At 63.9% G+C, this 13583-nt stretch carries 14 protein-coding genes; 8 read left to right on the top strand and 6 right to left on the bottom strand.

The window, feature by feature from the left end:
• Window positions 1-6: 6 nt before the first annotated feature.
• A complete protein-coding gene (locus HG718_RS00225) occupies window positions 7-1038 on the top strand; it encodes a DUF2125 domain-containing protein (RefSeq protein ID WP_160586535.1) in 1032 nt (343 codons plus the stop codon).
• Window positions 1039-1041: 3 nt separating this feature from the next.
• On the opposite strand, the gene HG718_RS00220 is transcribed toward HG718_RS00225, so the two are convergent.
• The 3 genes from HG718_RS00220 to HG718_RS00210 form a co-directional block, all read right to left on the bottom strand.
• The gene (locus HG718_RS00220) at window positions 1042-2001 is read right to left on the bottom strand and encodes a prephenate/arogenate dehydrogenase family protein (protein WP_160586534.1); all 960 of its coding nucleotides are present in this window, start codon (window positions 1999-2001) and stop codon (window positions 1042-1044) included.
• Window positions 1998-3098: a histidinol-phosphate transaminase gene (hisC, locus tag HG718_RS00215; RefSeq protein WP_160586533.1), complete on the bottom strand. Its 1101-nt coding sequence runs from the start codon at window positions 3096-3098 to the stop codon at window positions 1998-2000. Before hisC ends, HG718_RS00220 begins: the two co-directional genes overlap by 4 nt.
• Window positions 3099-3159: 61 nt before the next feature.
• Window positions 3160-4128: a chorismate mutase gene (locus tag HG718_RS00210; RefSeq protein WP_160586532.1), complete on the bottom strand. Its 969-nt coding sequence runs from the start codon at window positions 4126-4128 to the stop codon at window positions 3160-3162.
• A gap of 301 nt (window positions 4129-4429) precedes the next feature.
• On the opposite strand from HG718_RS00210, the gene metX reads away from it, so the two are divergent.
• Complete coding sequence (metX, locus tag HG718_RS00205; RefSeq protein WP_160586779.1) at window positions 4430-5617, top strand: homoserine O-acetyltransferase MetX; 1188 nt, start codon at window positions 4430-4432, stop codon at window positions 5615-5617.
• Between the two features lie 16 nt (window positions 5618-5633).
• Window positions 5634-6269 (top strand): methionine biosynthesis protein MetW, encoded by a 636-nt coding sequence (gene metW, locus HG718_RS00200; protein WP_160586531.1) that lies wholly within the window; start codon window positions 5634-5636, stop codon window positions 6267-6269.
• A 32-nt stretch (window positions 6270-6301) separates the two neighbouring features.
• On the opposite strand, the gene HG718_RS00195 is transcribed toward metW, so the two are convergent.
• On the bottom strand, window positions 6302-6646 hold the full coding sequence (locus HG718_RS00195; protein ID WP_160586530.1) for a P-II family nitrogen regulator: 345 nt from the start codon (window positions 6644-6646) through the stop codon (window positions 6302-6304).
• Between the two features lie 67 nt (window positions 6647-6713).
• On the bottom strand, window positions 6714-7490 hold the full coding sequence (locus tag HG718_RS00190; protein WP_027839466.1) for a methyltransferase domain-containing protein: 777 nt from the start codon (window positions 7488-7490) through the stop codon (window positions 6714-6716).
• A 163-nt stretch (window positions 7491-7653) separates the two neighbouring features.
• On the opposite strand from HG718_RS00190, the gene gloB reads away from it, so the two are divergent.
• The 5 genes from gloB to phaR all read left to right on the top strand — a co-directional run bounded on the left by gloB (window position 7654) and on the right by phaR (window position 11469).
• A complete protein-coding gene (gene gloB, locus HG718_RS00185; protein WP_160586529.1) occupies window positions 7654-8424 on the top strand; it encodes a hydroxyacylglutathione hydrolase in 771 nt (256 codons plus the stop codon).
• A gap of 15 nt (window positions 8425-8439) precedes the next feature.
• On the top strand, window positions 8440-8877 hold the full coding sequence (locus tag HG718_RS00180) for a cupin domain-containing protein (protein ID WP_160586528.1): 438 nt from the start codon (window positions 8440-8442) through the stop codon (window positions 8875-8877).
• A 111-nt stretch (window positions 8878-8988) separates the two neighbouring features.
• A complete protein-coding gene (locus HG718_RS00175) occupies window positions 8989-9927 on the top strand; it encodes a polysaccharide deacetylase family protein (protein ID WP_160586527.1) in 939 nt (312 codons plus the stop codon).
• Between the two features lie 36 nt (window positions 9928-9963).
• Window positions 9964-10611, top strand: a complete 648-nt coding sequence (locus HG718_RS00170; RefSeq protein WP_160586526.1) for a peptidoglycan L,D-endopeptidase MepK — start codon at window positions 9964-9966, stop codon at window positions 10609-10611.
• 249 nt (window positions 10612-10860) lie between these two features.
• A complete protein-coding gene (phaR, locus tag HG718_RS00165; RefSeq protein WP_160586525.1) occupies window positions 10861-11469 on the top strand; it encodes a polyhydroxyalkanoate synthesis repressor PhaR in 609 nt (202 codons plus the stop codon).
• 16 nt (window positions 11470-11485) lie between these two features.
• On the opposite strand, the gene HG718_RS00160 is transcribed toward phaR, so the two are convergent.
• Window positions 11486-13231: a putative bifunctional diguanylate cyclase/phosphodiesterase gene (locus HG718_RS00160; protein WP_160586524.1), complete on the bottom strand. Its 1746-nt coding sequence runs from the start codon at window positions 13229-13231 to the stop codon at window positions 11486-11488.
• Window positions 13232-13583: the final 352 nt, after the last annotated feature.

Raw genomic sequence — 13583 nt, 5'->3', positions numbered from 1 at the left:
GCCTTCATGCTCAACCGCATCCCCAAAACGGCCTTCCCCATGCTCGCGCTTGCGCTGCTCCTGGGGCTCTACACGCTTTACTGGATGTCGGTGGCCGACAGGCTGCGGCTTGAGATCGACACCTGGCAGGCACGGCAGGCAGAGGATGGTATCGAGGTAGCCTGGGACGACATGCGCGTCACTGGTTGGCCCCTGCGCCTGCGCCTCGAACTCGACAATCTGCGCTATGCGGCATTAAGCGCCGACACCCCGTGGTCATGGCAAACGCCGGAATTCCACGCGCACGCCCTTCCCTACCGCCTCGACCATCTGATCGCAGCCGCCCGCAGCCCCATGCAGCTGACCTATGGGAGCGGCAGTAACGAACAACGCTGGGAAGTTGCAGCCGAGAGCGCAGAGGCAAGCTACGTGATGCGCGATGGCCATCCCTTGCGCCTTGCGATCGACCTGCAGACAGTCGAAGCGACCCGTCTGGACCGACCTGCGGTTCTTGGCGCCGAACGCCTGCAGGTGCATGCCCGCAAGGTGGAAGACCTAGATGGCGCGGTCGACATCGCCCTGCGGGGTGCCAACATGGCGCTGGGCAAGGACATCGCTCCCGGCCTTGTCGATCTTATGGGACCGACAATCGAGCATGTGGGCGTTCAGTCCCGCGTTACGGCCCTTGCCGGCGACCGTGTCTTTCAGGACCTGGCCCTTCTCGCGATGGATGGTGCGACGCTCCAGGTCTCCCAGGGCACGATCACCTGGGGCGAAACCGGAGCAACGGCATCCGGCGCGATGGACATCGCCGCCGACGGCACCGCCAATGGCCGCTTCGACACGACCCTGCGCGGCCACGACGTCATCATCGACGGGCTGATCCGCCAGAAGCTGATTGCTAGCAACATGGAAGGCACACTGAAGACCGCCATGTCGGTGCTGTCTCTTGCATCCGGAGCAGACCCCGGTCAGCTGCGCCTGCCGCTTATCATCAAGAACGACGAAGTCTTCCTCGGCCCTGTCAGGCTGACCGGTACTGCCGGTGACACGCCCTAGACGTCAGGCTTTCTTGTCGCCCGGCTTTGCGTGACGGCCGAAATCCGGCACCGGAGAATCCTGCCCCGCATCGATGATGCTTCGGCGGATGGTCCGGGTACGGCTGAACCGCTCGAACAGCGCGTCCCCATCCCCCCAGCGGATCGCCCGCTGAAGGGCCGACAGGTCCTCGGTGAAACGTCCCAGCATCTCCAGCACCGCCTCGCGGTTGTTGAGGAAGATGTCGCGCCACATGGTGGGGTCGGACGCCGCGATACGCGTGAAGTCACGGAAGCCGCCCGCCGAATACTTGATCACATCCGACTGGGTCACCGTCTCCAGATCCGCAGCCGTCCCCACAATGTTGTAGGCGATGAGATGCGGCAGATGGCTGGTGATCGCCAGCACGAGGTCATGATGGTGCGGGTCCATGAAATCGACATTCGACCCGCAGGCGCGCCAGAAGCGGGCAAGCTTCTCGACCTCCGCCCGGTCCGCCGTATGCGACACGTCATCTTCCGCAGCCCCGATCGGCGTCAGAATGCACCACCTTCCGTCGAACAGCTCTGCAAAGCCGGCATCGGGGCCCGATTGCTCCGTGCCCGCAATCGGGTGACCGGGAATGAAATGCACCCCATCGGGAATATGCGGGCTCACATCCCGCACCACCGCCGATTTCACTGACCCCACATCGGTAACGATGCAGTCCGTGCGGAGATGCGGCGCGATGGTCTCCGCCAGTGCCCCGAATGCCCCCACGGGCGCGCAAAGCACCACGAGGTCCGCCCCCTTGGCCGCATCCGCCGCGCTGTCGCATACCTGATCGCAGAACCCCAGCTCACGCACCCGGTCACGCGTTTCCAATGAGCGCGCATAGCCGACGATCTCGCCCGCAAGCCCCCCACGCCTCACGGCATGGGCCAGCGAGGCCCCGAGAAGACCGAGGCCGAGAATGGCAACGCGCTCGAAGATCGGCTTGCTCATGACCCCGTGCCTTCCATGAAATCGGTCAGCGCCGCGATCACCCGCTCATTGTGCTCATCAAGCCCCACCGTCATGCGCAGGCAGTCCGGCAGCTTGTAGGACGCTGTCGGCCGCAGAATGATGCCGCGGCTCTTGAGGAATGAATCCGCCGCCTGTGCGGTCTTCCCGTTCTCACCGGAAAACCGCATCAGCACAAAATTCGCCACCGGCGGCAGCACCTCAATGCCAAGCCCCGGCAGGATTTCCGTCAGCCGGGCCAGCCACTTTTCGTTGTGTGCAACAGACGCATCCACATGCGCCGTATCTCCGATTGCCGCGATGGCCGCTGCCTGCGACGGCCCGCCCACATTGAACGGCCCCCGCACCCGGTTGAGCGCATCCACCACGTTTTCAGGCGCATAGGCCCAGCCGACGCGCAACGCCGCCAGCCCATGCACCTTGGAGAAGGTACGCGTCATCACGGCGTTGCTTGACCCCGACACGAGCTCGATGCCCGCCTCATAGTCATTCCGCGTCACATATTCGGCATAGGCCCCGTCCAGCACCAGCAGCACATTGGATGGCAGCCCCGCATGCAGGCGCCTGACTTCGTCGATGGGAATATACGTCCCCGTCGGATTGTTCGGATTGGCGATGAACACCATGCGCGTGCGCCCGGTCACCGCGGCGAGGATCGCATCCACATCCGTGGTGAAATTGGTTTCCGGCACTTCAACAGGCGTCCCGCCTGCTGCCTGGGTCGCGATCCGGTAGACCGCAAAGCCATGCTCGGTGTGGATCGCCTCATCGCCCTGTCCCATGAAGGCCTGGGCCAGCAGGTGAAACAGCTCGTCCGACCCGTTGCCGCATACGATGCGGTCAGGGTTGAGGCCGTATCGGCGGGCGATTGCCCCCCGCAGCGCGCCGTAGCCGCCGTCAGGATAAATCTCCATGGTCTCCGCGGCTTTGAGAAAAGCCTCACGGGCCTTGGGACTCGGTCCCAGCGGGGTCTCGTTGGCGGACAGCTTGAGTGCGTTGTCCTGCCCGGCAATCTTCGATTCACCCGCCTTGTAGGGGGTGATCTTCTCGATGCCGTCGCGTGGTGTCAGGTCACCCATCGCGTTGTTCCTTGAAAATTCAGTGTCCAGATGGTCCGGCTATTGAGGGTGCCCGCCCGGCCTAGAGCCCGATCGGCACCGGATACCCGCCAACCGGATAGACATTGCCGAACGGGCCGCCATGCTGCTTGCCCATAAGGGTAAGCCGTTCGTCCCGGCCCTCGATGTGACCATCGATCGCAATTAGATGGAGCTGCGGCGCACCTGCGCCCTTGTCGGTCTCCGGGCCTGCATGCGGATCATCCGCATAGGCAAGCCGCCAGGCGGACAGCCCGGCCTTGTCAAAAATGTCCGCACAGGTGTCGGGGCTGACAAACCCCTGGGACGTTGCCACGACCAGTGTCACGTCATCGCCCGACGCATTGTGCGGCGCCTTGGCGACGGCCACCGCTCGGGGGCCATCACCAGCCAGGTATCGCCGCCGCACCGGCGCGTCACTCTCTGCCTCAAGGACAAAGGGCAAGGCCGCAACGATGCGCGGCGCATCTTCGGCAGGACTCAGCAGCGTCCACCACGGTGCTTCCCCCTTCCGCGCGCCCTTGCCGCCATTTTCCGGTGGCGGCAGCACCGCCACCCCGGCGGAACCGTCAGCGACCCGCCGCACCGCGTTGCGCGCATCCTCAGCCACCACGACCGGAATGCTGGAGCCGAACTGCTGACGCGCCAGGTCGAACCGCCGGATGGCGCCCTCGCCACCCGCAATGGCTGCGGCGAACGGGGCCTGGATCGCCGTCATGGCCGCGATCAGTTCGTGCCACAGATCAGCCACCGCCATGAAAGGCAGCGACCCCTCGTGGCGTGCTGCCAGCCGCCGCAGCATCTGGGCTTCACGTTCGATGCGGATCGGGCTGGCGGCCAAAAGCGCCGGTCCCTTCGCCGCGGCCACCTGCCCCACCACTTCGGCGCGGCGCATCAGGAGGTCGTGGATCTCGTCATCGATCCGGTCGATCTCCTCGCGCGCAGCCGCCAGATCCGGTGCCTGATCGGCCGGAATTCCGGGTGCGGACGGGGATTTGGTGGAAGCGGACATGAAGCGGTGGGCCCTGAAGGCGGGAACGCGCAGGCAGTCAGCATGCGCCAGACAAGGGTGGAAAGCGCGTATCAATAGGCGCTGACAGCATGAAAATCAAAGAAAACTGCCTTGGCAAAGGCACATCGCCGGCGAACCAGAGGGCCATGCCGCCAGCCGACAAACGCAGCCTGGCACCCCCAAACCATTGACAGATACGCCCCCTCTTCCCTAGCTACCTGCCCCGCTTTGTTGAGAAAAGCAGGACACCCTTGCGCCTTAAGCCGGTGACAGTCCGGTAGCGCGACCCTACATGGCGGCAATGACCAACGCTGAGACCATTACCGATACCGAAGGCCAGGCATCAGGCGCGCAAGCCTGTGTGCACCGTTTCGGCATGGATCAGCCTCTGCAGCTCGACAGCGGCGTGAAGCTCGCCCCCGTTGAGATCGCCTACCAGACCTACGGCACACTCAACGCTGACAAATCCAACGCCGTGCTCGTCTGCCATGCCCTGACAGGCGACCAGCACGCGGCCAACCGACACCCGGTCACCGGCAAGGATGGCTGGTGGAACCGCATGGTAGGCCCTGGCCGCCCGATCGACACGGACCGCTTCTTTGTCATCTGCCAGAATGTGATCGGCGGTTGTTCGGGCACGACGGGCCCCACAGCCATCAACCCGGCGACCGACAAGCCCTATGGCCTCGAGTTCCCGGTGATCACCATCGGCGACATGGTGCGCGCCCAGGCCATGCTGGTTGAAGCGCTCGGCATCGAGCAGCTGTTCTGCGTGGCCGGCGGCTCGATGGGCGGCATGCAGGTTCTTGAATGGTGCGCGTCCTACCCGGAGCGCGTCTTCTCAGCGATGCCCATTGCCACAGCCGCCCGCCACTCGGCCCAGAACATTGCGTTCCATGAAGTTGGCCGGCAGGCCATCATGGCCGACCCCAACTGGCAGGCAGGCGCCTATGACGGCAGCGACGCCTATCCGTCCAAGGGACTGGCCGTCGCGCGCATGGCTGCGCACATTACCTATCTGTCGGAGGCAGCCCTCCACCGCAAGTTCGGCCGCAATCTGCAGGACCGGGATGCGGTGACCTATGGCTTCGATGCCGATTTTCAGATCGAAAGCTATCTGCGCTACCAGGGCTCAACCTTCGTCGACCGCTTCGACGCCAATTCCTACCTCTACATCACCCGGGCCATGGATTACTTCGACCTGGCTGCCGATCACGCCCGCCGCATGGGCTGTGACACGGGCACCCTGGCGGATGCCTTCCGCGGCACCGAGACCCGGTTCTGCGTGGCGTCCTTTACCAGCGACTGGCTCTACCCCACCTCGGAAAGCAGGCAGGTGGTTCACGCCCTCAATGCCGTGGCTGCCAATGTGAGTTTCGTGGAAATCGAAAGCGACAAGGGCCACGACGCCTTTCTGCTGGACGAGCCGGAACTGCACGACACCATTCTCGGCTTCATCGGCGCCTCTGCCCGCGCCCGCGGCCTTTAGGAACGGGGACGGATCGATGGCTGCCGCTATGCCCGCCCCGCCCCGCGCCACCCGCGCTGACCTGGCCCGCATCGCCGACCTGGTGACACCCGGTGCACGCGTGCTGGATGTGGGGTGCGGAGACGGCCACCTGCTCGAAATCCTGCGCGATGAACGCAAGGTAGACGGTCGCGGCTTGGAACTATCGCAGACGGGCGTGAATGCCTGCGTGGCCCGAGGCCTGTCGGTCATTCAGGGCGACGCCGACACGGACCTCGAAGACTACCCCGACCGCGCTTTCGATTTCGTCGTGCTGTCGCAAACCATCCAGGCTACCCAGAACCCGCGCGAAGTGCTGACGCAGATGCTGCGCATCGGTGAACGGGTGATCGTCTCCTTCCCCAATTTCGGCCATTGGAAAGTGCGCGCTCATCTGGCCCTGCATGGCCGCATGCCGGTCACCCCGGCCTTGGGCTATGAATGGTGGGAAACCCCCAACATCCACCTGTGCACCCTGCGTGACTTCACTGCCCTGTGCGATGTCCTGGGCGCCCGGGTGGAAACCACTGTGCTGCTGGGGATGAACGGGTCGGCGGACACAAAAAATGGCCCGCCCGGCTGGTGGGGGAACGCCACCGCCGAACAGGCCATTTTCCTTCTGAGAAGCCGCTAGCCACGCGTCACCGACGCGCAGCCTGCCGGGCATCAGCCGTTGATCGCCTCGTTTCCGGATTCGCCCGTGCGGATGCGCATGGCGGACATCAGGTCACTGACAAAGATCTTGCCGTCGCCGATCTTGCCCGTTTTCGCGGCGCCCGCGATGGCATCAACGATCTTGTCAGCCATGGCATCATGGCATGCCACGTCGACACGCACCTTCGGCACCAGCTGCACGATATACTCAGCGCCGCGATAGACTTCGGTCTGGCCCTTCTGTCGGCCATAGCCCTTCACCTCGGTGACGGTGAGGCCCTGGATGCCGATACCCGAGAGCGCGTTAAGCACCTCGTCGATCCGGGAGGGTTTGATGATGGCGGTGACCATGCGCATGGGGGCGTGTCCCTTGGTTGTTGGTTTGTGCTGCAACGGTATGTGGCGCCAAACCTAAAACCCGCATCTAGTCTCGGCAAGCATCCCCGTATGTGGCGGCACCATCGCGGAAGCTGCGGGCCGGGGCGGGGCTCGCCACCGGCGCCACAAGCGGCAGCCGCCGCCGGGCGCGCTCCCGGTGACCGGTGGGTGCATAGATCTGCTTGGTCGCCTCCACGAGGATGACGCCTGAGAACCGCGGCCAGAGAGTAGCCCCGAGGCGCTCCCACGCCACAGCCGAGCGCATGAACACCCGCCAGCCCACAGGCGGCATGAACAGCGCAGAGCCCCACTCGACAGGCGTGAACATGCTCTGCCGCAGCAGCGACACCAGCTGTCCGCGCGAAAAGGGCTGCCCATGGCCGAATGGCGTTGATTCGATACGCGCCCACATTCCGCGCCGGTTGGCCGCAACAATAAGAATACGCCCGCCGGGTGCCAGCACCCGCCAGGCTTCCCGCAGGGCCGGACGCAACTGATCGGCACCTTCCAGGTGATGCACCAGCAACAGCCTGTCCACGGATGCATCCGCCAGCGGCAGACACACCTCATCCACGAGGCCTGTCAGCATGCGTCCCTGGCGCGGCCAATGCAGCACGCCCTGCTGCGCCGGCATAAGGGCCACCACACGCGCGGCCTCATCCCGGAATTGCCCCAGATAGGGTGTTGCGTAACCAAGCCCGGCCACATTCATGCCGGCCACGTTCGGCCACACCCGCCGCACCGCATGGCCGACAAGCCGCCGCGCCACCCTGCCCAGCGGCAGACCGTAGAAATCCCTGAGATCAACGACATCGAGATGCATGGCGGGAAACCTACCAGAGATGCGTTGCAAGGTCGTTGCCGCAAAGCCCTGATGCCCCCACTTGAGAGCTGCCTTTGAAAAAACAGGCCCGCCGCCCTAGGCTGCAGCCAATCTCTCCCCTACCCCAAGAGAGCGAGCCCCTCGCGTCTTAAGGAGCGCCCCCATGAGCGATCTCATCGTCCACCAGATTCCCTGCCTCTCCGACAATTACGGCTACCTGCTCCATTCGCAGAAGACCGGGGAGACGGCGACCATCGACACCCCGGAAGTGGAGCCGATCCTCAAGGCGCTGGACGAAAAGGGCTGGCGCCTGACCCACATTCTCAACACCCACCACCATTTCGACCATGCCGGCGGCAATCAGGAGCTGAAAACGCGGACCGGCTGCACGGTCATCGGCCCCAGGGACGAAGCATCGAAAATCCCGGGCATCGACCGCGCCGTGGGTGACGGCGATACCGTCGAGTTCGGAGATGTGAAGACAAAGGTCATCGGCGTCCCCGGCCACACAGTGGGCCACATTGCCTACTATTTCGATGAGGCTGGCATCGCCTTTGTCGGCGACAGCCTGTTCGCGCTCGGCTGCGGCCGTATCTTCGAGGGCACCCCGCCCCAGATGTGGGAGAGCCTGTCGAAGCTAGCCGCCCTGCCGGACGCCACCACGGTCTATTGCGCCCACGAATATACCCAGGCCAATGCAAAGTTCGCCCTGTCCGTCGAACCCGGGAACGAGGCGCTGGCAAGCCGAGCGCGGCAGATTGACGAACTGCGCCGGGAGGGCAAACCGACCGTGCCGACGACCATCGGCCTTGAAAAGGCGACAAACCCCTTCCTGAGGCCGCAGAGCCCGAACCTGCAGGAAACCGTGGGCCTTGAAGGCGCGGACCTCGTGGATGTCTTCGCAAAGACCCGCGAACTGAAGGACAATTTCTGAAGGCCCGAGGCACCCATGAATGCTCAGGACATCATCAAGGCGCTGGACTTGGCTCCGCACCCTGAAGGCGGCTGGTTCCGCGAGACTTTCCGCGATACCGCCGGCAGCCCGCGCGGGCATTCAACCGCGATCTACTATCTGCTGGAAGCAGGTGATGTCTCCCACTGGCACCGGGTGCTGGATGCTGCCGAGGTCTGGCACTGGTATGGCGGTGGCCCGCTGGCGCTGACCATTTCCCCTGATGGTCATGACGCCGAAGCCTTTCGCCTCGGCCCGGAGCTTTCGGCAGGTCAGCGCCCCCAGGCCATTGTCCCCGCCGGTCACTGGCAGACTGCTGAATCACTCGGCACCTGGACCCTGTGTGGCTGTACTGTCGCGCCCGGCTTTGAGTTTGCCCAGTTCGAAATGGCACCACCCGACTGGCACCCCAAACCGCGTCCGGCGGGCGGGTGACGACTGCCGCAGGGCGTCCGTCCCAACGGTTAAGCCTTCCGGTGGCGCCGACTCCGATTTGTTGCTTCCTTGATCTATAGTCCCGTCAGGGGACATCCGGGGGGCGGCGTCATGCCGGGACATTTCAGACTTCTTGATCTGGCGCGCAGGGCCGCACCGGCGTTGGGATTTCTTGCAGCCATTGCAGCCGTTCCGGCGCTGGCAGATACGCCCGCCTGCAACGGCAAGCCCGGCGCCATGGGCACCGCCCGCACAATTGAAGTGGATACGACTGGCGGGGCGGATTTCGGCACCATGCAATACCGGTCCACCCTGCCGCTGCGCCCGAAGGAGATCATCTTCACTTTCGACGACGGCCCAAACCCGGAGCACACGCCAAAGATACTGGACGTGCTGGACCGTCACTGCATCAAGGCGACGTTCTTCGTTGTCGGCCGCTACGCGGAACTGCACCCAGAGATTGTGCGCGATGCCTGGGCGCGCGGGCATACCATCGCCACGCACACCTGGTCCCATCCCATCCTCTCGCGCATGTCCTACAAGGCATCCGTCCGGCAGATCGACCGCGGTATCGGGGCAACCCGTGCAGCCCTTGCCGGGCTTGAGGACCTGGAAGGGCGGCCCGCCCGGGTCGCGCCCTTCTTCCGGTTTCCGGGCCTCAACCACACAAGCCGCCTGCGCCGCTATCTCGCGGCAAATGACATTGCGACCTTCTCCTGCGACATGGGCACGGACGACTGGCGCCGCATCTCCCCCTGGACGCTCTACAAGCGCGCCCTGCGGATGATCGAGTACAAGGGTTCGGGCATCGTCATCTTCCATGACACCCATCACCGCACGTCCACCATGCTGGAAAAGATCCTGGATGAACTGGCGCGCCGCGGCTATCAGGCGGTGCATATGGTGCCTCGCGGCCATGCCAGACCTGGCCAGCCAGAACTCGCCGCAAGCGCCATCGGTGCCAGGCCTTCTTCTCCCCAATTGTCGGCAACCGAGCGCCAGCCTGTGACCGATACGTCACCCACCCTTCGCCCCTCCGTGGCAAACTGAAGCCACATCGCATTCAAGCTTCGAGACCTCTGACCGATGACCACCCGCCGCACGCTCATCAAGACGTCCGCCGCTGCAACGCTGGGCCTTGCCACAGGGCTCGTCAGCGCACCCGCAATCCTGCGGGCTGACGCCCCCTACAAGCGCACCCTGCGCATGCAGAGCCTGAATTCGGGTGAGAAGCTCAAAATCACCTATTGGGCCGACGGCGACTACCAGAAAGGCGCCTTCCAGCGCCTGGCGTGGTTCATGCGTGACCTGCGCACCAACACCACCACCGAGATGAGCCCGGCCCTGATGGACCTTCTGTGGGACATCGATCAGCTCACCACATCATCGGCCCCCATCTACATCATGTCGGCCTTCCGGTCCGAGCGCACCAATGCATGGCTGGCGGCCCAGTCCACGTCGGTTGACCCGGGCTCATTCCACATGCGCGGCATGGCGATCGATATCACCCAGGACTTTGCCCGGCCTGATGCCGTCTACAAGGCGGCCCGGAAGCTCAATCGCGGCGGCGCCGGCTACTACCCGACCCGCACGCCCTATGTGCATGTCGATGTCGGCCCGGTCGATCACTGGGTTCATCCAGCCATTGGCCGCCGGGATCGCGACGCGGAATACGAGGCCCTGCTGGCGGCACAAGCCAATGCCGACGCGCAAACCACACCGCAAGACCAGTAACCGCCCTGCCGAAACGGGTGATCACGGGCAGCGCCACCCCCCGCATCTGCCGTCAAAACCGGCAGTTTCCCGCCATATTCTTCGCAGTCGCAGCATTTTCCGCAGGGGCGCCCTCGCAACCGCACTTGCGCATCGCAGCATCGCTACGCGAGAATGTGACGAAATGTTCGGCAGCGCCGATTTGCACGGGGCTCCCCTGCCCCGGCACATCACCTGCCCGAACCCTCAAACCGACGGAAAGCATGCGACGTGGCTAAGAAGCGGTCCTCCGGCAACGAGCCGGTCACCATCAAGAAATACGCGAACCGCCGTCTCTACAACACGGCAACCTCCAGCTATGTGACGCTGGACCATCTGGCCGACATGGTGCGACAGAACCAGGATTTCGTGGTCATCGACGCAAAGACCAGTGAGGACATCACCCGGTCTGTCCTTACACAGATCATTTTCGAGGAAGAGGCGAAAGGCGGCCAGAGCCTGTTGCCCGTCCGCTTCATGCGCCAGCTCATCAAGTTCTATGGCGACAGCATGCAGGCCGCCGTCCCCGGCTTCCTGGAATTGAGCCTCGAGAATTTCGCCAAGGAGCAGGAGCGCCTGCGTGGAAGGCTGGCAAGCGCCGTTGGCGAGGAGCGCATGCATGCGCTCGAAGAACAAGTGCGGGGAAATGTGGCGGCCATTGAGGGTGCCGTCCGCGCCCTCAACCCCTTTGCGTCACAGCAGGCCGAAGCGCGCCATCAGGACGCTGACGCCTCTGACGACGACACCGCTGAGAAAGACGCCAAGATCGAAAGCCTGCAGCAGCAGATGGTCGATATGCAGCGCCAGCTCGATGCCCTGTCCGGCAACAAGAAAAAATAGACTGTCCGGGCGGAGCTCAGGCGCTGACAGCAGAGGCGGATGTCGCGCTCGTCTGTGACCACGGCGCTTCGATCACCGGTTCACCGAGGAAGAAACCCTGCAGGTAATCGACGCCATAGGCGCGCAGCAGAGTCACCTCATCTTCATTGCCCACCCACTCAGCCACCACCGGCAGGTTGAAGTTCTTGGCCAGGTGCACCAGCGTCTGGACGAAAAGCTGGTCGTCGCGGCTGCGCACCAGCCCCTTCACGAAGGAGCCGTCGATCTTGACCATATCGACATCCAGCGCCTTCAGATTGCGGAACGACGTATAGCCTGCCCCGAAATCATCAATCGCCACCCGGCACCCCAGGCTCCGCAGGTCGCGCACGAAGCGGGCGGACTCTTCAAGCTCATGCAGGGCGACCGTTTCGGTGATCTCGACGATCAGGCGTGAGGTGATGTCCGGCGTCTCTGCCGCAAAGGCCGTCATCGCATCGATCCAGCTGCGATCGACCGCCGTCATGCCGGAGACATTGATAGCCAGATGAGCCGACGGATATGTCCGCAATGTGCGGACCGCAAGCTCCAGCACCCGGTGATCGATCAGCCGCGCCAGCCCCAGCTGCTCGGCGACCGGAATGAATTCACCTGCCGATACGATCTCGCCACCGGGACGGCGCATACGCAGGAGCGCCTCATGCAGCTCAGCTTCGCCTGTCTTCGCAGCGATGATCGGCTGATAGGCCAGAAGCAGGCGGTCCTCCTTGAGCGCCGCCACGATCTGATCAGCAAGCTGGATATTCCGCTTACGGCGGGACTCACGCTGCTCCGATAGCTGGTAGAGCGCATAGGCGCCGCGCCGCGTTGCCTTGGCGGCGTCAAGGGTCTCCTCCGCCCGGGACAGCGCTTCGGTCGCGTTATGCGCACAGCGCGGGATCGAGACACACCCGATGGAGATGGTTGCGGAGACTGGCCCCGCCCCCGTATCGATCACCTTGCCGCGCACGCAATCCATCAGCCGTTCAGCCGTGGTCACGATCTGCTCCTCGCGGCAGTTTGATAGAATGATACCGAATTTGTTGCCGGCAACGCGGCCCAGAATGTCTGCCTGACGTAGCTCCTCGCGCAGCCGCTGCGACACGGCAACAATCACCTGGTCCGCCACGTCGAACCCGTAGGCCTCATTGATCATTGCCAGATTGTCGATGCCGGCCATCAGAAACGCCGAGGTCCGGTCAAAACGCTCGCCATAGGCAATCGTCTGCGACAGCACTTCCCGCAGACGTGCCCGGTTCACATTACCGGTTAGCTCGTCATAGCTCGCCAGGTAAGTCAGCTTGCGGATGGATCGTTTACGCTCGGACACATTGCGTACCGCACCAACCACGCGCCCCGGCCGCCCCGTTTCACCGGCATACCAGATACCGGCGTCTTCCACCCATACCGCATGCTCCATACCCGGAAGCTGCACCGCGTATTCACACTGAAAAGACACCCCGTCGCCGCGATCAATCTTGTCGCTCGCCATCACCGCGTCATAGCGCGCCGTACCGGCGTCAGGGTCGATCAGCCGCGCATAGGCCCTGCCGGTATCCAGATGCCGCGCGAGTGCCGGGTCCACCGCAAGTCCGAACAAGGCATGCGCGGTGGCGTCCCAGGTAATGACGTCGCTCTGCACATCCCACTCATAAAGGGAGATGCCCGCAGCGCTGAGCGCGCGCAGGCGGTCGGCAGCTGCACCAGCCGCAGCTGTGGCGCCGTCCGGGGAGTGGGCTGCCATTCTTGCAGCACCGGCTCCATTGTCCCGCTCGTTGTCACGCATCGTCAAATACGAGCCCCAGTTCCTCACGCGCCGCACGTCACACACCTGCCGCTTCAGGCAGCCATAGCCGTGCGATATTGCGGAAAACTCGCATCTAGCTCTTAAAAAAGACGAAACATCGCCGCTTGCCACAGCCGGACCGGACAATCTGTCAGCATCATTGGTTAATGAAATCTGGCACCGGGTTTGCTCCGACAGGCCCATGAGGATTGGCCGCACCAGATTTGTTCACCTTCCGCACCGCGTTGCCGCGGCACCGCGCGTGGCATCTTTTGCAGATAATCCGGCCACCACCACGAAATCTGCCCCC

It is taken from the genome of Pyruvatibacter mobilis (assembly GCF_012848855.1).
Classification (GTDB): domain Bacteria; phylum Pseudomonadota; class Alphaproteobacteria; order CGMCC-115125; family CGMCC-115125; genus Pyruvatibacter; species Pyruvatibacter mobilis.
The sequence above is the reverse complement of the archived record's forward strand: the minus strand, read 5'-3'. Positions and strand labels throughout refer to the sequence as shown.